The sequence below is a fragment of the Methanothermobacter sp. THM-1 genome (genome assembly GCF_009914355.1).
GTDB classification, from domain to species: domain Archaea; phylum Methanobacteriota; class Methanobacteria; order Methanobacteriales; family Methanothermobacteraceae; genus Methanothermobacter; species Methanothermobacter wolfei.
Genome location: NZ_CP044013.1, coordinates 1,596,484 through 1,615,141, shown reverse-complemented (window position 1 = coordinate 1,615,141; position 18,658 = coordinate 1,596,484). Strand labels below are relative to the sequence as shown.

The following is an 18,658-nucleotide window of genomic DNA, read 5'->3' as shown; positions in this document are numbered from 1 at the left end:
TCGCTCTAAAATAAATAATTTATTATGAATAATAATGACAATTTATCCCTTTCTGAGGGCCCTTTCAAAGGCTTCACTGTGCATGGTTGCGGCCATCTCCTTCTTGCACTCATCATCCGAGAAAAGCCTCATCTTGGGGGCCCTGCAGGGGTAGTGCTGAACCCGGAGACCAGCCTTCACAGGCAGATCCTCAACACCTTCACCCTTCAGGGCCTCTGCAACGAACCTGGTTGCTCCGCAGGGGGAGCACCTCAGGACCCTCACATCCCCCACCTTTCCATCCTCAACATCAACTTCAACGACAGGCCTTCCAAATTTGCGTGCAAATTCATCAAAGGATGGGGTGCCGTTCTCCTCAAGGTCGCACATGTTATCAGGGGCCGTGACGTTTCCAAAACCAGTTAACTGTTTTCTGAATCCCTCACCCCTCCAGGCACCCACTATTATCCAGTCAACATCTCTATGGATCCTTTCAACCAGTTCAAGGGTGAGGTCAGGGTGGAGCGTGTAGGTTATGACGATGTCTGCAGAGCGAATCTCCCCGAGCTTATCCTGGGAGATTTCAATTTCATCTGCGAATATGCCTTGCGGTGCTTCAAGCTCAATGAAGCATGTTTCGAATTCTTCCTTTATGTTTTCATAGGCCCTTTCACCGTAGGGCCCATCTGTTACTATAGCAACACGTACCATCTTCTACCCTCATGGTTTGAATTCCTTTTTTATCCACTCCAAGATCTTATCTCGCACCTTCCGGAAACTTTCAATACCTGAACCTGCAGGGTCAGGGAACTCAGCGTGGACGTACCTTTTACCCCCGATGAAGACAGGGCAGGTGTCCTGGCAGAGTGTAACCACAACGTCAAATTCCTCTCCCCTGAATTTCATTATACTCTTTGATTCATGCCCGCTCATATCAACACCCATCTCCTCCATAACCCTAACGGTCAGGGGGTTGATCTCCTTAGGATCGCTCCCGGCACTGAAGGCTTCGTAGCGGTCACCGTAAAGGTGTCTCAGAAGTCCTTCAGCCATCTGGGACCTTCCTGAATTGTTTTTACATATGAAGAGAACCCTCTTTTTCATGATAAATAATCCCCATACAATTCTATATACACAGTATCTATCAATAAATTCAAATCTATAAATATATTTTTCTCTCAGAATATTTATAAAAAGAAAAACAGAACCTAAAGTGATAGCTCTGAGGAGAAATTGGTAAATGAGAGTTGTTATAATAGGCGGCGGAGCCGGAGGACTTTCAACGGCTTCAAATATAAGGAAATATGATAAAGACGCGGACATAACCGTTATAACAAGGGATAAGCACGTTGCATACTCCCCATGCGCCATACCCTACGTGATGTGCGGTGAGGTCGAATCCTTTGAGGATATAATCATGCACACCCCCGAGGACTACAGGGACCGCAACATCAAGATCCTCACAGAAACCGAGGTTGAAGGGGTATTCCCTGAAAAGAAGACCGTAACCTACAGGAGGGGTGAAGAGACTGGTGAGATACCCTACGATGTCCTTGTAATCGCAACAGGAGGGTCCCCCTTCATACCCCCTGTTGAAGGGGTTGACCTTGAAGGCGTCTTCACCATAAGAAGCCTAACAGATGGAAAAAGAATAACGGAATGGGCATCAAAGAGTAAAAAAGCAGTCATAGTAGGCGCCGGGTTAATAGGTCTGGAGATAGCCTATGGATTACTTAAAATGGGTCTGGAGGTCACTGTAATAGAGATGCTGCCCCAGATAGTGCCAAGATCCCTTGACCCGGATATGGCTGCAATAGTCCAGGAGTACCTTGAGGAGAAGGGAATAAGGGTTGTACTTGGAAAGGCCATTGAAAGGATAGTGGGCGATGAAAGAGTTGAAAAGGTTCTTTTAGGTGATGAGTGCATCGATGCAGACATGGTCATCCTTGCAACGGGTGTAAGGCCAGAGAAGAAACTTGCAGAGATGGCCGGCTGTGAGACAGGACAGTGGGCCGTCAGGGTAAACGAAAGAATGCAGACAAGCGTCCCTGACATCTATGCTGTGGGGGACTGTGTAGAGGTCCACGATGCAATAACCGGCTTCAGAACCCAGTCACCCCTGGGTTCGGCGGCCGTGAGACAGGCCAAGGTGGCTGCAAAGAACATAGCAGGTATGGATGCCGTGTTCAGACCGGTGCTGAATGCAATGGTCTCAAAGATAGGTGAACTTGAATTCGGTTCAGTTGGACTTACAGAGGTGACAGCACTCCAGAACGGAATAAAGGTGGTTTCAGGTAAAAAAAGGGCCCTTACGAAGGCCAGGTACTACCCCGGTGCAGAGAGGATAGACGTGAAGATGATATGCGACCTCAACGGCAGGATCATAGGCTGCCAGATAGTTGCCAAGGAGAGGGTTGCTGAGAGGATAGATACAATGTCCCTTGCCATCTCACAGGGAATGACGTGCGCTGAACTCGCCGAGACAGAGTTCTCCTACGCACCACCGGTTTCAATGGTGATAGACCCCATAATCCTCGCAGCCGAGGATGCATGCGAAAAACTCAAAAGGGTCAACAATAAAAAGGCTGAGTGAAAAATGAAACAGTTCCTCATCACACCCGCAGCCGGTAAGAGGCTCATTGCTGTGGGGATGGCCCATCACCCCGCCATCAGGAGATCCCTTAAGAAGGGAATGCTTGTCATAATAGCCGGCACAACCAATGGCTACATTGCAGAGGAGGTCCTCAGGCAGATCGGAGAGGAGGGATTCAGTCGCGAGGGCTTCCACAGGGGTATAACTGTGCCCCCCTGGATTGAAAGGAACGAAATGGGCCGTACCGGCAGCGAGTTCCCGGGGGATGTGGTGATACGTGACGGTGAATGGCAGAGGGGCCTTACAATATTTGATGTTGCGGATGAACTTGGAAGGGGCGACTTGGTGTTGAAGGGGGCCAACGCCCTCGACTTCAGTTCAGGAAGGGCGGCGGTCTACATAGGTCATCCTGCAGGAGGAACCATACTCTCGGCACTCCAGGCGGTTGTGGGGCGCAGAACCCGCCTCATAATACCGGTGGGCCTTGAGAAGATGGTGCCGGGTGACCTTGATGAAATCGCACTGAAGCTCAATTCACCTGATGCGGAGGGGCCCCGGATGCTGCCCATCCCTGGTGAGGTCTTCACAGAGGTTAATGCCATCAGGCTCCTTACAGGAGCAGAGGCACATCCTGTGGCAGCCGGCGGAGTCTGCGGTGCAGAGGGCTCGGTGTACCTCCTTGTGGAGGGTGAGGGTGCAGAAAAAATAATCGGGGCTGTGGAATCAGAACCACCCTATGCTGAATCATTTTTTAGAGACCGCTGATAGTTCTATGACATGACCGTATTCACCCGGCAGTTTTTTTATCTTGTACCTTGATCCATTCACCTCTTCAAGGACCACGGCGGCGGTGTTTGTATAGGGACAGGTGGATATGAGGACACCGTCATCTTCAAGGCCACTGCAGAGGCCATAGAACATGCAGTTCTTCACCTCAAGGACGTTTTCCCTGGCCTCAACTGAACCCGCCAGGCCGTTGTCAAGGAAGAACCTGGCCACAGACCCCAGGGGGTCCTCCGGGTCAGTTTCAACATTCCTGGCCAGCTCCCTTCCTATATCCCTTGTAACTGCCTGGGAGCCATTCCCCAGGACCTTCCACAGACCGACCGTAAGGGCTCTGATCATGGGGATGAGGATAATCTCTGGCCGGGCAGCATCCTCCCCCGGCGCCTCTGATTCATGGATGAACTCATCCCTCGAAACACCGCAGCGTGGACAGACCCAGTCATCGGATAGCATCCCGAACCTTTCATCAGGCACGGTGTAATGGCATATCTGGCATCTGTACACTGTTATCCCCTGAAGTACCTTTCAAGGAGTCCCTTAAGCATCATTGCATGCCTTGCTTCGTCCCTTGAACTTTCATCAAAGAAGTCATGTGCCTGGTCAATGTCACAGTCCCTGGCCTTCCCTGCGGCTTCCTGTTTTTCCCTGCTGGCTGCTTTCTCACCCTCAAGCATCATCTCAAGGTTTTTCCTCAGATCTTCATCTATTATCCCGTTCATCTCTGCGAAATGGGCTGCATGTTCAGCCTCTTCCATTGCAATGGTTTTAAGTACCTCTGCAACTTCAGGGAGTCCCTCCCGCTGGGCCTGCCTTGCCATTGCAAGGTACATGCCGACCTCTGCGCATTCACCCCTGAAGTTTGCTTCAACCACCTCCTCAATCCCTGTTTTTCTGGATACGCCTATCCTGTGTTCATTCATTCCATCACCCCTTTATCATTTCAGCAAGTCTTCTTCCGGCCTCGAAGCATGCTTCCAGTTCATCACCATAGGGTACATAGTAGATCTCGCATTCGTCCACGACACTGAAGCCGGCCTCTGTCAGGAGTTCTTTCATGGTTTCTGTGGCTCCTCCATTACCACCCATTGATCCGAATACCAGGGCCTTCCTTTCACCGGTCCTGTTGAACTTAAGGCCCCTGAGGTACATCAGGAGGTCCCCCACACTGGGGTATGGTTCATCGTATATTGCCGGGGCTCCAAGGGCCACCGCCCGGCTTTCAAGTATGTCCTTGACTATCTCGCTCCTTTCATCCTCGTGGAGGTAGTAGACCCTCACATCAACCCCGGTGCTCATAACGCCCTCGGCGATGGCATGGGCCATCTTCCCTGTTGAATGGTGCATGGTATCGTAGATTATGGTTACCTTTTCAGGCATTTTCCCTGTGGCCCAGTCTGTGTATGCTCCGATCACCTTCATGGGATCCGTCCAGATCTGTCCATGGGATGGTGCAATCATCCTTATCTTCTCAAGGAGTCCCAGTTCCTTTACTTCATCGAATTTCCTGAGGACAAGCTTTGATAGTGGTGTTATGAGGTTTGCATAGAACTTTCTGGCAGCATCCATCAGGACGTGTTCAGGTATATCTGTGTCAAGTCTCCTGGGGTAGCAGAGGTGCTGTCCGAAGGCATCATTGGGGAAGAGGATGCCGTCCTCTGCAAGGAAGGTGAACATGCTGTCTGGCCAGTGGAGGAGGAAGGCCTCAAGGAATGCCAGTGTTTTACCCCCGAGTTCCAGGGTGTCACCTGTCCTGACCGTCCTGAACTCCGCACCCTCAAGGGTGGGGTAGTGTTTCAGGAGGCCCTTAACAGCGATTTCTGTGCAGTAGATGGGCGCATCCGGGAACCTCCTGTGGAGCTCGGGGAGGGTGCCGCTGTGGTCCCTTTCAACATGGTTCTGAACTATTACGTCTATCTCCACATCCCTGTTTTCTCTCCTGAAGGCGTCCTCTATCCTCGCCATCAGTTCCTGGAAGGTCCCGGGGTATGAGTTGTCTATGAGGGCCACCCTCTCATCCCCGAATATGAGGTAGGCGTTGTAGGTTGTCCCCTGGAGGGTGTAGCCATGGTAGTTTCTGAGGTCCCAGTCAAGGACCCCTACCCAGTATACTCCGTCAGCTATCTTCTCTGAAACTGCCTTCATTTTATCACCAGATATTTAGTTTGTATATCAACGAATATACTATACTCTACGAACAAGTATTTAATTTTTTCTGTTCCACACCCATCAAACAATTATATAGATTGTCCAACATACCATACACCGATGGCAGGAAAGAGGCAGTTCACAATATTCTCGACCAGGGAAGGTATCGATGTAATTGAAAGTCCGGTTAAATCCATCATACTCTCAGAGCTCAGGAAGGGCCAGCGGGACTTCCAGGAGATAGTTAAACTTACAGGAAAATCAAAGTCAACGGTCTCAAAGCACCTCACAGACCTCAGGAGGGCGGGGCTCATCCTTGAAAGAACCGACCCCAGGGACAGGAGAAAAAAGGTATTCAAACTCAACTCAAGGTACCTGGGCAAACTAACAAGAAAACCCCCGGGAGACCTGGATGAGGAGAAAACAGAGTTCCTTGCAGAACACCTCACATCAAGGGGGGACCCCTTCGAATTCTTCAGGCTGATGTTCCATGTCCTGCGGGTTGAACTCATAAAGGAGGGTATAAACCTGGACCCCATCCTCCATGAAACAGGCCTGAGGATCGGTGAGGTCATATACCCCATGATAGAAGCGGATGAACCTGGAGAACTCCTTGATAACCTTAAAAGGTTCTGGGAGATCAACCACCTCGGAAGACTGGAGGTTGAAGGAACAGACCCCCCCGTACTGAGGGCGTACGACTGCTTTGAATGCGGCCTCCTCCCGGATATCGGTGAATCCGCATGCTCCCTTGACTCTGGCATAATAGAAGCCGTATTCAGGAGGTACTTCAATTCAGATGTAATTGTTGATGAAACAGAGTGCTATGCACGTGGAGATGAGAGATGCTCATTCAGGATAGTGAGGAAGGACTAACTCCAGCCTCCCCCTTAAGTTATCACTGGCCCCTGAACCTCACAAGGGTGGTTGCAAGGTACCGGCCTCCAGAGATGAAGCCCCTCTCAATCACCTCATCATCCATGCCGCAGTTAGCCACCGATACAACATCCTTGCTCCTGGGGTCAGAATCCATGACCTCCCTTACCTTAACGCCGTGACGGGAGGTCTTCATGATAACACATGCATCCACGTCTTCAACTATCCTCTCAAACCTTTCATCTATCCTGGGGACCACCACAAGGATCTCATCGCCCTCAACGAGGGCTGTCCCTGCACTCGCAGCGCATGCAGTGAAGGATGTAACCCCTGGGACCATAAGGGTTTCGAATCCCCTCTCAGTTATTCTCCTCTGCAGATAACTGAAGGTACTGTAAATTGATGGGTCGCCAAGGGTTATGAATGCAACATCCCTCCCTGCGCCAAGCTCCGCGGATACAAGGTCAGCGGCCTCGTCCCAGTGCCTTTCAAGCTCATCCCGATCATCGGTCATGGGGAAAACAGGGTCAATAACCCTGTACTCATCCTTCCTCTCATCAAGGACTTCCCTCACAATGGAGAGTGCTATGCTCTCCCTCTCGGATGATGAACGGGGCGCGCAGACCACGGGCACAGATTTAAGGATCCTGACGGCCTTAAGGGTTAAAAGTTCACTGTCCCCTGGACCAACACCCACACCTATAAGCCTTCCACTCATCAGAACACCTGTAAACGATTATAAGCCTGTACATCTCCTATCACTTTTCACAGACACACTCTCTAAACTTATATAGTCCATCACCCTTAAATAGACCCATGGAGAATCCACTTTTCTGCCCGGACTGCGGGATGATGAGGGACAGCTGCACATGCAGGGGCAGGGGACGCCTCTCAATATTCAGGAAATTAATGGGAGGCAGTGAAGAAGAAATGGAAACCCGGAAGGGAATCGGGGAGACCCTCAGGGATGACATCAGGAAGAGACACCCCCACATACCCTCAGAGATCATTGAGAACTTTCCATTCCCACAGCCAAGGCCAGGGCAGCTTGATATCATAAATGACATCTACCAGGCCCTTGAGGACGGCTACAGATACGTGGTCCTTGAGGCCGGGACAGGGACAGGGAAATCAGCCATAGCATGCACCCTTGCAGGGATATACCAGCCAGCCTACATCCTGACAATGACGAAACAGCTCCAGGACCAGTACGCAAGGGAGTTCGGCTTCCCTGTTGTTAAGGGCCGCGGAAACTTCCTCTGCAAGAACGAGGACCTTGAATCATCCTGTGATATGGGGACATGCCAGACTGTAAGCTCATCAGACAGCTTCCACTGTCCCTACGGTGTTGTGAGGGGAGAAACACTCCTTGGTGAGGAGGCATTCCAGGATTCCTATGGGAACAGGGTCTACTTCAAGGGACCGGAACACTGCAACTACTGGGAACAGAAGGCTGAAGCCATAAACAGCCCCATAACACTGATGAACTATGACTACGCCTTCCTTGAGCTCAACTACGTAGGCCACTTTGACAGGAGAAACCTCATGATACTGGACGAGGCCCATAACATTGAGGACAAACTCATGAAGAGGCTGGAGGTAACACTGTCAAACAGGAGGCTCAGCAAGGACATCAAAAAGAAGATCCCCCCATCAATGCTGAAGGAGGATGACCCTTCAGAGTGGGTGCTCCAAGTTGAAGCCATAATGGACCACTACAGCGACCTTGAACTGGACTCCATGCCAAGGAGGAAGAGGGACAGGATAAAGAGGACCATAAAGAGGCTCTCAGAACTCAAGATGAGCCTTGAAGATGAACCTAAAAACTGGGTTGTTGATTCAGATGATGATTCAGTTTCATTCAAACCCCTGAGGGTCCACAAGTACGCCCCTGAAAGGCTCTTCTCCTACTCTGAATCATGCCTCTTCATGAGCGCCACAATACTCAACGAGAGGCTCTTCTGCCAGTGGCTCGGGATAGACCCAAGGGAAGCATACTTTGTGAAGGTTGACAGCCCATTCCCCGCCTCAAGGAGGCCCATAGAGCTCAAGATCGCCGGGAAGATGTCCCGTAACAGGATAAAACAGACTGCACCGGAGACCATACCCATACTGAACAGGATCCTTGAAAGGCACAGGAATGATAAGGGCCTCATACATACACACAACTACCGCTGCCAGAGGTTCATAATGGAGAACATCCATAACAGGAGGCTGATTGACCACAGGGCATCCAACAGGGAGGCGGTCCTCAGGTACTTTGAGGAGACCCCCGAGCCCCTGGTACTTGTGAGCCCATCCATGAGTGAGGGTGTTGACCTCCCCTATGACAAGTGCCGCTTCCAGGTAATCTACAAGATCCCATTCCCCTACCTTGGGGATAGGCAGGTTAACCTGAGGCAGAGGACGGATCAGAGGTGGTACGCCTACAAGACCATCATGACCCTCATGCAGGCATACGGGCGTGGAATGAGGGCCCATGACGACTCATGCTACACCTACATCCTTGATGGCAATATTGAGATGATATTCAGAAGCCCCCTCTACAGGTCTCTTTTACCCGAGTTCTTCAAGGAAGCAATAGTTAATGAGTAGGAACTCCCAATAATTATAATGATTCAGTGTTCTGAAGGTGATAGTATGGATTATGATGAAATCATCGCATTCCATGGCCATTCATGTCCCGGGACGGCCCTCGGATACATGGTGGGCAAGATCGTGGCTGAAAGGTTCGGAAGGTCAGAGGATGAGGAGATAGTTGCCATAGTCGAGAATGACAGCTGCAGCGTGGACGCTGTCCAGTGCATGACAGGGTGCACCTTTGGTAAGGGTAACCTCATATTCAGGGACCATGGCAAACACGTTTACACATTCTTCAACAGAAAAAGTGGTGATGGGATACGGATAGCACTTAAAAAACCCCTTGATCAGCTCATGAAGGAATCCGGGGTTACTGAGAGATCCGAGATGACAGAAAGGATACTTGAGATGGACCCCTATGAACTCTTTGATGTCAGGGATGTTTCAGAGAAGCTGCCTGATGAGGCAAGGATCTATGGATCGGTCATATGCGCCGAGTGCGGTGAACCGGTTTCAGAGCACCGTGCAAGGGTCAGGAACGGCAGGATAGTCTGCATACCATGCTTCAACAGATAATACAGGAGAGAACAGATTTACCGTCACCGCAGGGAGCGGCATTCATCCGGTCAAAAAAATCGGGGGGAAGGGTCCTGTTTATCAGAAATCTTGATGACTGCAGTATTCCAGGGCCATGGATGGCACCTTAATCTGTGAATTCTTACATCCCCACAGGGAGGACCTTGAAATGGGTTTCAGCGTGGCCCATGCGGCACTCAAACCAGGGGAGTCCTCACTACCCCACAGGTTAAGGAAATCCGTTGAGGTCTACTACATCCTCGAGGGTGGGGGTGAAATGCATATCGGGGATGAGTCCAGGAAGGTTAAGCCCGGGGACATCATATACATACCGGCATCCTCCACCCAGTATATAAGGAACACCGGGGAATCCGATCTGAGCTTCCTCTGCATGGTCTCTCCACCATGGCGCCAGGAAGATGAGGAACTCCAGGTCCAGGATCAATGAAACAGTCCCGGTAACTCAGTATAAGTCCTACGGATCTTCAGGGAATATTTTACAGCCTTAAGTGAGCATACAGTGCTTCTCACGCCACAGGACTGTAAATTTTCATTTCAGATCTGTGGAATTAGCTTTTAAAAATAGTATGGTGATTCATAACGATAACGGACCCGGGGGGATTTGAACCCCCGACCTTGGGATCCGAAGTCCCACGTCATATTCCAGGCTAGACTACGGGCCCCTAAAAAATGGGTAACGGTTTCTATATTTGAACTAATCATTTATATACCTTCACCATCCCCACACCTCAGCTCAGTATAGTATGAACGGTGGCTTCTTGGGGTATCTTTGATTATAAAGGGCAGTAGGAGTGCTTTGAGGTAATTTTTGAGAAGATCTTCTGCAGTTACCGATGGTGGCTCCCCATGGAGGAAGCACCCTCAGGTCCGTATTCATTGGTCCAACTCCAGGCACAACTTACTTTAGATGACAGGCTATAACTGAATATAAGGAGGAAATGATTGAAATGCTTGCAAAGAGAATAATACCATGCCTTGACTGTGACCTCCAGGTGCCCAATGGGAGGGTGGTCAAGGGTGTTGAGTTCAAACAGATAAGGTACGCCGGGGACCCTGTTGAACTTGCAACCCGCTACTATGAGGATGGCGCCGATGAGATAGTCTTCCTTGACATAACAGCCTCCCATGAGAGGAGGGAGACCATGACCCATGTGATAGAGGCCACAACAGAGAACGTCTTCGTACCCATATGTGTCGGTGGAGGTATAAGGAAACCCGAGGACTATGTGAAGATGCTGAAGGCAGGCGCGGATAAGTGTTCAACCAACACAGCAGCCATCAAAAACCCGGACCTCATAAACGAGGCATCAGAACTCGTGGGATCACAGGCATGCGTGGTTGCAATAGACGCCAAGAGGAGGTACATTGACAGTCCACGGGAATCGGATGAAAGATTCATCATCGAGGTTGATGATGGATACTGCTGGTATGAGTGCAGCATATACGGGGGCAGGGAATTCACAGGGATAGACGCCATAAACTGGGCCATGGAGTGCCAGGAGAGGGGTGCCGGTGAGATCCTCCTCACATCCATGGACCGTGACGGTACAAAGGAGGGATACGATATTCCCCTCACAAGGACCATGAGCCAGAACCTTGACATACCTGTAATCGCATCTGGTGGAGTTGGAAGACCCGAACACATCTATGAGGCATTCACGGATGGAATGGCAGACGCCGCCCTTGCAGCCAGCATATTCCACTTCAACGAGTACCCTGTGCCGGTCGTGAAGGAGTACCTCAGGTCAATGGGGGTTCCAGTTCGCATATGAATATTGAAAACGTCATAGAACTCCCTGCAGGGGAATTTGACCTTGAAATGACCCAGAAGAGCGGTCAGACCTCACAGCCGCCATGGCATGAGGTGGGAGGGGAGTTCAGGGAGCTGTTAATGGTCAGGGGAAGGCCATGCCCGGTTGCGGTTAGACAGAGGGGGCGTGTCCTGGAGGTAAGACCGTACCTCAGGGTCAACAGGAATGACCTTAAAAAGAGGATAGAGTACATATTCGACCTTAAATTTGACCTTGAAGACTTTTACAGTTTTTTGGATGATATGGGTCTCTCAGAATCCATAGAATCTTCAAGGGGTCTGAGGCTCTTCCTTGCAAAGGACCCCTTTGAGTGCATCATATCATCCATAGCATCCCAGAACTGCTCAGTGCTCCGGTGGACACGATCCATAATGGACATAAGGCGGATGTGGGGCCCTGCTTTCAGGGTATCATCAGAGACCTTCCATGGTTTCCCATCCCCAGAAGTCCTTGCAGCCGTTGAGGAGGACTCCCTTGAGGAACTTCAGAGGGCCGAGGATGATCTCCCAGAGGACTTCGCCTTCAACAACCTCAGGGCCTGTGGCGTTGGCTACCGGGCACCCTACATCAGGGAAACATCAAGGATCCTTGCCGAGGAGATTGATGTGAATGAGGTGTGGGGTATGGATTACCATGAGGCCCTTGAACTCCTCCTGGAGCTGCCAGGAGTCGGCCCCAAGGTCGCTGACTGCATACTGCTCTATGGATTCAGGAAGACAGAGGCCTTCCCTGTTGATGTATGGGTGAGGAGGATAATGAATTACATCTACCCTGAGAGGAACTTCAGGGATGGTGAACTGAGGGAATTCGCATGGAGCAGGTTCGGTGAAATGGCAGGGTACGTGCAGCTTTACCTCTTCAACCATGCCAGAAGATCAGGCCTACTTGAAAAGCTTAAGGGGGGCTGAGGGTTAATCTCCTCTTCTTTGATGATGCGAGGGGTGTATTATGGGGGTCAGGGATATAACCGATGAATTCAGAAGAAGCGCAAGGAAATCATTCAGGGACCTTCAGAGGGCATTGAATGATAGATACTGCTGGAAGTGTCCCCAAAGGACTGTAAGGTCCATTACAGGGTGCAGGGAACTGGATGCATGGGTCCGGCTCAGGGATGCCCTTGAGGATGAGGTTTCATCATTCATCAGTGAAAGTCTTGGAGAGGAGGCCCTTGACAGGGTGAAGACAAGGATGAGGGAGAGGAAATTAAGGAGGGAGCTCCGCATACTTAAGATCAATGATGAGTATCTCATTGTAGGGAGACCGGTCGGACTTGTTTCAGGCGACCTTATTATTATTGGATCGGATATACATATCCTGAGGGGGCTTGATGGCGTCTATGCCATCACCGATGATGGAAGACACCCCCTCCATGCTGTTGAGGGGAAGGTACTTGACAGGATTGGAAGCAACCACCCCCTCCATGATTACATCAGGGGCATTGGAAGGATCTAGAGTTATTGAAGGAATATAAGACCTTAATCACTGGAAATGGGCTGGAGGGATATGTGGGTTATTGAACCCAACGAACGGTTCAGCATATTTATCCACACCATCCAAATGGGCTGGAGCGATATGGGGTTATTGAACAGGAGGAATTAGATGGAGGATGTTAAAAGGAAAATAGAATCTGCTTCATCTGTCTATGAGGCTGCCGAGATTGTTTTTGATGAAATAAGGAGGATAACCGGGAGTGAATACTGCTACGTGGCCTACGTGGATCCTGAAAACGGGGACAGTGTAGGGATAAAGTTCTCCCACCTCACACCCTACTGCGACCACTATGAGAGTATCGGCGAGGCAAGGTTTAAGCTCCCTAAAAGCGGAATCTACGGGGGCCTCCTGGGATACTCCCTTGATACCGGGGAATCCTTCTTCACAAACAACCCTGCAGGTCACCCGGCAGCCCACGGCATACCAGAGGGGCATGAAATGGTATCCCAGTTCCTATCTGTGGCTGTTAAGGACTCTGATGGGATACTTGGCCAGATAGTCCTTGGAAACCCTGAGGAGAACTATACCGAGAAGCACCTCAGACTTGCAGAGGAAATCGGCAAGGCCTATGCCACCGTTTTAAGAAGATTCTATGGGGGTGAGATACCCCTAAGGTAGGATCCATGTGGCCATTTCCTATCCGGACTCTGATTCAGGGATACGGGGCTTATCCATCATGATGGCATCCAGAGGGGGGCGGAGCCCCTGCAGGACCTATTCATCATAAACCCTGACCCTCAGCATCCTGTCCCCCACTTCTATTGATTCAACAACATCCATACCCTCAACAACCTTACCGAAGACCGTGTGGACCCCGTCGAGGTGTGGCTGGGGTGATAGTGTTATGAAGAACTGGCTGCCCCCGGTATCCCTCCCTGCATGGGCCATTGAGAGGGCACCCTTAACATGCCTGTTGGGGTTTATCTCGCACTTTATCGTATAACCGGGGCCGCCGGTCCCATCTCCGAAGGGGCATCCCCCCTGGATCACAAAGTCAGGTATGACCCTGTGGAAGGTCAGACCATCATAGAATCCCGTGTTGGCCAGTTTCTCAAAGTTACTGACGGTATTTGGGGCGTCCTCATCAAAGAGTACCAGTTCAATTTCACCCTTCACAGTTTCTATAACTGCCCTTTTCATGCTTTCACCAGAAAAATCTTTATTATCTATTTAGGCTCAACATTAATAGGGGAGTATTATTTATAAATTTGGTGATATCATGGATCCCAATGAAATAATTGAACTTGAAAAGAAATTTATCATGCAGACATACACAAGGCAGCCACTGGTCCTTTCCCATGGCAAGGGGGCAACCGTATGGGACGTTGAGGGTAAATCATACATTGACTGCTTCGCCGGTGTTGCGGTCAACAATGTGGGACATGCGCACCCCAAGGTGGCCCTTGCAATCTGCCACCAGGCACAGAGGCTCATCCACTCATCCAACATCTACTACACAGGGGAGCAGGTTGAACTTGCAAGGCTCCTCACAGCAATTTCACCACACGACAGGGTTTTCTTTGCAAACAGCGGGGCCGAGGCAAATGAGGGAGCCATAAAACTTGCAAGGAAGTTCACAGGAAAATCTGAGATCATAACAGCAGAGAATTCATTCCATGGAAGGACACTTGCCACTGTAACAGCAACAGGACAGAAAAAATACAGTGAACCATTCAAACCACTCCCTGAAGGCTTCAAGCATGTCCCCTACGGGGACATAGCCGCAATGGCAGATGCCATAGGAGATGACACAGCAGCCATAATGCTTGAACCGGTACAGGGTGAAGGAGGGGTCATAGTACCACCCCCAGGCTACCTGAGGGACGTCCAGGAACTTGCAAGGCAGAATGATGTGCTGTTCATCCTTGATGAGGTTCAGACAGGCTTTGGAAGGACCGGGGCAATGTTCGCCTCAGAACTCTTCAACCTGCAGCCTGACATCACAACCGTGGCCAAGGGGATGGGTGGAGGTTACCCTATAGGCGCGGTACTTGCAAATGAGGATGTGGCATCAGCCTTCAAACCAGGGGACCATGGTTCAACCTTCGGAGGAAACCCACTCGGCTGCGCAGCCGCAACCGCCACCATAGAGGTCCTGATGGATGAGAAACTCCCTGAAAGGGCTGCTGAACTGGGAGCGTACTTCATGGAGAAACTCAGACAGACCCTCGGGGGCATGATGCTGTCAGGGAGATCCGGGGCCTCGGCCTCATGATAGGAATTGAACTCAACACCGGCTGCGCAGGGGTTGTAGATGGGGCAAGGGAGATGGGGCTCCTGGTTAACTGCACAGCAGAGAGGGTCGTACGCCTTGTACCGCCACTGGTCATAAAGAAGGAAGAGATAGACGCCGCAGTTGACATACTTGCAAACGTTATATCCGGGCTCTAGGGCTTGAAGAGCTCCGGCCTCATTTTTTTGAATTCCTCAAGCCAGGGTGAAAACCTGAGGGGACCCGAGGTGTACCAGCACCAGTCCTCGTGTTCACTGCTTATTCTAACCCCACCCCCAAGGACATCAACGGTGAATATGATGTTCACAGATACCTTATGGGGGAAGACCTGTTCAACAGCACCCACCACATGCCCGGGCCTGATCCTGAGGCCCGTCTCCTCATGGACCTCCCTTACAAGGGCTTCATCAAGGGTCTCATTTGCCCTCACCTTACCACCCGGGAGTTCCCAGAGGGAAGGGTTTGTGTGCGAATCATCTGACCTTTTAACCACCAGAACACCATCTTCCCCTACTATGAGGGCCCTTGTAACTGCAATGAATGGCTTCATATTCCAGCACCCCAACAACTTATATTATCATGTCGATAAAAGATTTAGTGTAAACTTCTTGGAGGATCATTATAATGTTTCCTGATATTGATGTTAATGATAAGGGACATCTTACAATTGGCGGTGCGGACGCCGTCGACCTTGCGGATAGGTATGGCACACCCCTCTATGTGATTGATGAGATGAGGATAAGGGATAACTACAGGAGACTCTACAGGGCCTTCTCAGAGAGATATTCAAGGTTCCAGATATTCTATGCATGCAAGGCCAACACAGGCCTGGCCGTCATGAGGATACTTGAGGAGGAGGGAAGCGGAATTGACGCCGTATCTCCCGGTGAGATCTACACATCACTGATGGCAGGCTTTGAACCTGAAAGAATCCTCTACACAGGTAACAATGTAACTGACAGCGAACTAAGGTTTGCAGTTGATGCTGGTGTGATGATCAACGTTGATTCAAGGTCACAGCTCAGGAGGCTGGCAGAGATAGCACCTGAGGGCCTCAGGATATCCTTCAGGGTCAACCCCCTTGTTGGGGCAGGTCACCATGAGCACTGCATCACAGGGGGAGAGATGAGCAAGTTCGGTATCATGGAGAGTGAAGCGGCTGAGGTCTACAGCCTTGCAGTGGACATGGGCTTTGAACCTGTGGGTATACACGCCCATATAGGTTCGGGTATCCTTGACCCCGAACCCTTCATGCTGGCGGTCGAATCCCTCATGGACATAGCCGGCAGGGTTTCCGAGGAGTCAGGGGTTGAATTTGATTTCATAGACTTTGGAGGAGGCCTGGGAATACCCTACAGGCCTGAAGAAGAACCCCTTGATATTGAGGAATTCGCCTCAAGGATAACAGGCCTCTTCAGGAAGAAACTCTCTGAGTACGGCCTTGGAAAGCCTGTTATGTGCCTGGAGCCTGGAAGATACATTGTTGGTGACGCATCATACCTCCTTACAAGGGTGAACACCGTGAAGGAGAGCTACAGGAGATTCGCGGGTGTTGATGCAGGGTTCAACACGCTCCTGAGGCCAGCCATGTATGGCTCCTACCACCACATACTCGTGGCTGACAGACCCCTCGATGAAGCAGTGGAGGAGATTGACATAGCAGGAAATGTATGCGAGTCAGGCGACCTCTTTGTAAGGGACAGGAAGCTCCCTGAAATCCATGAGGGTGATGTGCTTGTCGTTATGAACGCGGGTGCATATGCATTCTCAATGGCATCCCAGTACAATTCCCGTCCAAGACCAGCAGAGGTCCTTGTGAGGGACGGTGAGTCAGAGGTTGTAAGGGAGAGGGAGACCTTCGCGGACCTGCTTTCAAAGCAGACTGTTCCTCCAAGGCTCCTTAAGAGGTGATTGGCTTGTCAAGGATGATACTCTTCTCAAAGATGCACGGCCTCGGGAACGACTACGTGGTTATAGATGAGAGCACCCAGGAATGCATACCTGAAGATAAGAAACCAGAATTCGTTGCAGAGGTATGCAGGAGGGGATTCTCTGTTGGTGCCGATGGGGTTATCTTTGTCCAGCCACCCATCCATGATGGGGATATAAGGTTCAGGATATTCAACTCCGATGGAAGCGAGGCAGAGATGTGCGGTAACGGTATAAGGTGCTTCTCAAAGTTCGTATATGAAAATGCGGTGGTCCGCAAGGACCGGCTCAACGTTGAGACACTTGCAGGGATGAAAACGGTTGAACTTGAAGTTGAAGATGAAAGGGTGGTCTCTGCAAGGGTTGACATGGGGAAAGCAACCTTCAAGACCGATGAGATACCCATGGACGTGGGTGAGTGCGAGTTCATAGACAGGTTCCTGCCTGTTGAGGGCGAGGATATAAAGCTGACTGCATTGAGTGTGGGGAACCCCCACGCCGTCATATTTGTTGATGATGCCAGCGCCGTGGACCTCCAGAGGCTGGGACCCGCCATAGAGAACCATCCCCTGTTCCCTGAAAGGATAAACGTGCACTTCGTGGAGATCGTAAGTCCCTCTGAAATCGTCATGGTAACCTGGGAGAGGGGTGCTGGTCCTACCATGGCATGCGGTACAGGTGCAACGGCCTCTGTAATTGCAGGGGTTAAACTTGAAAAACTCGATGACAGCGTCCTTGTACACCTCCCAGGAGGTGAACTGAAGATTGATGTCTACCAGGAGGGCCCTGACCTCGGCGCATACATGGAGGGGGATGCCGTCATGGTCTTTGACGGGATACTCATAAGGGACCCCTAAGGATCAATGTTCTGCAGACGGTTATGGGGACCATCTACTCAAGGGAGTTCCAGGGGGCGCCATCATTTCAGATTTTATCCCTGGCGGTTATGAGGACTATCTCCTCAAAGAAGTACCTTTCAGAGGCGGCGACCCTGGCATCAAATCCAAGGCCCTCCAGTCTTTTAAGGGTCTTTTCGGTGTCTGAGAGGGATGACTGCACCATCTGAACCCTTCCTCCAGGGTTTAAATGTTCCTTAAGGCCGTTGAGGAACCTGTCAATGACCCTCCTCCCGTCGGGACCACCATCCCATGCAGCATCAATGATCTCCCCTCCAGCATCCTCTTCGGATACAGGGAGGTAGGGGGTGTTGAAGAGTATAAGGTCAAATTTTTCACCCTCAACGGGTTCAAAGAGATCACCCTCCAGAAACCTTATTTCTGCACCGTTGAGCTCAGCATTCCTTCGAGCGCATTCAATGGCATGGGGGTTTATATCCGTTGCTGTCACTTGGGAGGAGAGGGAGGCCTTGATGGCAACAAGGCCTGTGCCGGCGCCGATCTCAAGCACACGGTCACCCTCCCTGATTTCAAGGTTATCTGCCAGTAAAAAAGTGTCCTCTGCAGGTTCATAGACGTTTTCACATGTTTCTATCTTGATGCCGGAGTATCTGATCATTCATGGTCCTCCAGGATGAAAACATCCTCGATATGTCTCTCTTTAAGTACTTGATTCTGTGTGCAGTAGAGTGATGGAACGTATCTAATTCGCGTGATTGATCCTAAGCTGCTGGTTCATTGA

21 protein-coding genes, 1 tRNA gene and 1 pseudogene are annotated in these 18,658 nt (G+C 50.7%); 13 read left to right on the top strand and 10 right to left on the bottom strand.

Annotation, left to right across the window (positions count from 1 at the left end):
- Positions 1-42 precede the first annotated feature (42 nt).
- Positions 43-690, bottom strand: coding sequence for a DUF166 domain-containing protein (locus FZP57_RS08590; RefSeq protein ID WP_191216254.1), 648 nt, complete (start codon positions 688-690; stop codon positions 43-45).
- A 9-nt stretch (positions 691-699) separates the two neighbouring features.
- Complete coding sequence (locus FZP57_RS08585) at positions 700-1,083, bottom strand: arsenate reductase ArsC (RefSeq protein WP_191216253.1); 384 nt, start codon at positions 1,081-1,083, stop codon at positions 700-702.
- A 136-nt stretch (positions 1,084-1,219) separates the two neighbouring features.
- Between FZP57_RS08585 and FZP57_RS08580 the strand changes: the two genes are divergently transcribed.
- The gene (locus FZP57_RS08580) at positions 1,220-2,572 is read left to right on the top strand and encodes an FAD-dependent oxidoreductase (RefSeq protein ID WP_191216252.1); all 1,353 of its coding nucleotides are present in this window, start codon (positions 1,220-1,222) and stop codon (positions 2,570-2,572) included.
- Between the two features lie 3 nt (positions 2,573-2,575).
- Positions 2,576-3,337, top strand: a complete 762-nt coding sequence (locus FZP57_RS08575; RefSeq protein ID WP_191216251.1) for a hypothetical protein — start codon at positions 2,576-2,578, stop codon at positions 3,335-3,337.
- On the opposite strand, the gene FZP57_RS08570 is transcribed toward FZP57_RS08575, so the two are convergent.
- From FZP57_RS08570 to FZP57_RS08560, 3 genes are read right to left on the bottom strand one after another with little or no spacing between them, the layout of a single operon-like run.
- A complete protein-coding gene (locus tag FZP57_RS08570; RefSeq protein WP_238337904.1) occupies positions 3,317-3,862 on the bottom strand; it encodes a rubredoxin in 546 nt (181 codons plus the stop codon). The genes FZP57_RS08575 and FZP57_RS08570 overlap by 21 nt on opposite strands.
- Before the next feature lie 2 nt (positions 3,863-3,864).
- Positions 3,865-4,278 (bottom strand): ferritin family protein, encoded by a 414-nt coding sequence (locus tag FZP57_RS08565; protein ID WP_074359578.1) that lies wholly within the window; start codon positions 4,276-4,278, stop codon positions 3,865-3,867.
- Between the two features lie 4 nt (positions 4,279-4,282).
- Complete coding sequence (locus tag FZP57_RS08560; protein WP_191216250.1) at positions 4,283-5,500, bottom strand: FprA family A-type flavoprotein; 1,218 nt, start codon at positions 5,498-5,500, stop codon at positions 4,283-4,285.
- A 123-nt stretch (positions 5,501-5,623) separates the two neighbouring features.
- Here FZP57_RS08560 and FZP57_RS08555 point away from each other — a divergent pair, with 123 nt between their 5' ends.
- Positions 5,624-6,379 carry a V4R domain-containing protein gene (locus FZP57_RS08555; RefSeq protein WP_191216249.1) on the top strand — a complete coding sequence of 252 codons (756 nt, stop codon included), beginning with the start codon at positions 5,624-5,626 and terminating at the stop codon, positions 6,377-6,379.
- A gap of 22 nt (positions 6,380-6,401) precedes the next feature.
- On the opposite strand, the gene cobI is transcribed toward FZP57_RS08555, so the two are convergent.
- Positions 6,402-7,097, bottom strand: coding sequence for a precorrin-2 C(20)-methyltransferase (gene cobI / locus FZP57_RS08550; protein WP_074359575.1), 696 nt, complete (start codon positions 7,095-7,097; stop codon positions 6,402-6,404).
- Between the two features lie 98 nt (positions 7,098-7,195).
- Here cobI and FZP57_RS08545 point away from each other — a divergent pair, with 98 nt between their 5' ends.
- The 3 genes from FZP57_RS08545 to FZP57_RS08535 all read left to right on the top strand — a co-directional run bounded on the left by FZP57_RS08545 (position 7,196) and on the right by FZP57_RS08535 (position 9,983).
- Positions 7,196-8,974, top strand: coding sequence for a helicase C-terminal domain-containing protein (locus FZP57_RS08545; RefSeq protein ID WP_191216248.1), 1,779 nt, complete (start codon positions 7,196-7,198; stop codon positions 8,972-8,974).
- A gap of 45 nt (positions 8,975-9,019) precedes the next feature.
- Positions 9,020-9,535, top strand: coding sequence for an FmdE family protein (locus FZP57_RS08540; protein WP_074359573.1), 516 nt, complete (start codon positions 9,020-9,022; stop codon positions 9,533-9,535).
- A gap of 115 nt (positions 9,536-9,650) precedes the next feature.
- Positions 9,651-9,983 carry a cupin domain-containing protein gene (locus tag FZP57_RS08535; protein ID WP_074359572.1) on the top strand — a complete coding sequence of 111 codons (333 nt, stop codon included), beginning with the start codon at positions 9,651-9,653 and terminating at the stop codon, positions 9,981-9,983.
- Positions 9,984-10,142: 159 nt separating this feature from the next.
- On the opposite strand, the gene FZP57_RS08530 is transcribed toward FZP57_RS08535, so the two are convergent.
- Positions 10,143-10,218 (bottom strand) — tRNA-Arg (locus FZP57_RS08530).
- A gap of 285 nt (positions 10,219-10,503) precedes the next feature.
- Here FZP57_RS08530 and hisF point away from each other — a divergent pair.
- The 4 genes from hisF (at position 10,504) to FZP57_RS08510 (ending at position 13,476) form a co-directional block, all read left to right on the top strand.
- The gene (gene hisF / locus FZP57_RS08525; RefSeq protein WP_074359833.1) at positions 10,504-11,328 is read left to right on the top strand and encodes an imidazole glycerol phosphate synthase subunit HisF; all 825 of its coding nucleotides are present in this window, start codon (positions 10,504-10,506) and stop codon (positions 11,326-11,328) included.
- Complete coding sequence (locus tag FZP57_RS08520; RefSeq protein ID WP_074359571.1) at positions 11,325-12,275, top strand: DNA glycosylase; 951 nt, start codon at positions 11,325-11,327, stop codon at positions 12,273-12,275. The genes hisF and FZP57_RS08520 overlap by 4 nt, the downstream gene beginning before the upstream one ends.
- A gap of 40 nt (positions 12,276-12,315) precedes the next feature.
- Positions 12,316-12,819 carry a hypothetical protein gene (locus tag FZP57_RS08515; protein WP_191216247.1) on the top strand — a complete coding sequence of 168 codons (504 nt, stop codon included), beginning with the start codon at positions 12,316-12,318 and terminating at the stop codon, positions 12,817-12,819.
- Between the two features lie 147 nt (positions 12,820-12,966).
- Positions 12,967-13,476, top strand: a complete 510-nt coding sequence (locus FZP57_RS08510) for a GAF domain-containing protein (protein ID WP_074359569.1) — start codon at positions 12,967-12,969, stop codon at positions 13,474-13,476.
- Positions 13,477-13,572: 96 nt separating this feature from the next.
- Here FZP57_RS08510 and FZP57_RS08505 read toward each other — a convergent pair whose 3' ends face one another.
- Positions 13,573-13,998 carry a peptidylprolyl isomerase gene (locus FZP57_RS08505; protein ID WP_191216246.1) on the bottom strand — a complete coding sequence of 142 codons (426 nt, stop codon included), beginning with the start codon at positions 13,996-13,998 and terminating at the stop codon, positions 13,573-13,575.
- A 79-nt stretch (positions 13,999-14,077) separates the two neighbouring features.
- Between FZP57_RS08505 and FZP57_RS08500 the strand changes: the two are divergent.
- A pseudogene (locus FZP57_RS08500) lies at positions 14,078-15,249 on the top strand (acetylornithine transaminase).
- Here FZP57_RS08500 and FZP57_RS08495 read toward each other — a convergent pair.
- Positions 15,246-15,641: an NUDIX domain-containing protein gene (locus FZP57_RS08495; protein WP_191216245.1), complete on the bottom strand. Its 396-nt coding sequence runs from the start codon at positions 15,639-15,641 to the stop codon at positions 15,246-15,248. The pseudogene FZP57_RS08500 and the gene FZP57_RS08495 overlap by 4 nt on opposite strands.
- Before the next feature lie 74 nt (positions 15,642-15,715).
- Between FZP57_RS08495 and lysA the strand changes: the two genes are divergently transcribed.
- A complete protein-coding gene (gene lysA / locus FZP57_RS08490) occupies positions 15,716-17,002 on the top strand; it encodes a diaminopimelate decarboxylase (RefSeq protein WP_191216244.1) in 1,287 nt (428 codons plus the stop codon).
- Between the two features lie 14 nt (positions 17,003-17,016).
- On the top strand, positions 17,017-17,877 hold the full coding sequence (gene dapF / locus FZP57_RS08485; protein ID WP_370518351.1) for a diaminopimelate epimerase: 861 nt from the start codon (positions 17,017-17,019) through the stop codon (positions 17,875-17,877).
- A 67-nt stretch (positions 17,878-17,944) separates the two neighbouring features.
- Here dapF and FZP57_RS08480 read toward each other — a convergent pair whose 3' ends face one another.
- Positions 17,945-18,535: a HemK2/MTQ2 family protein methyltransferase gene (locus FZP57_RS08480; RefSeq protein ID WP_191216243.1), complete on the bottom strand. Its 591-nt coding sequence runs from the start codon at positions 18,533-18,535 to the stop codon at positions 17,945-17,947.
- Positions 18,536-18,658 lie beyond the last annotated feature (123 nt).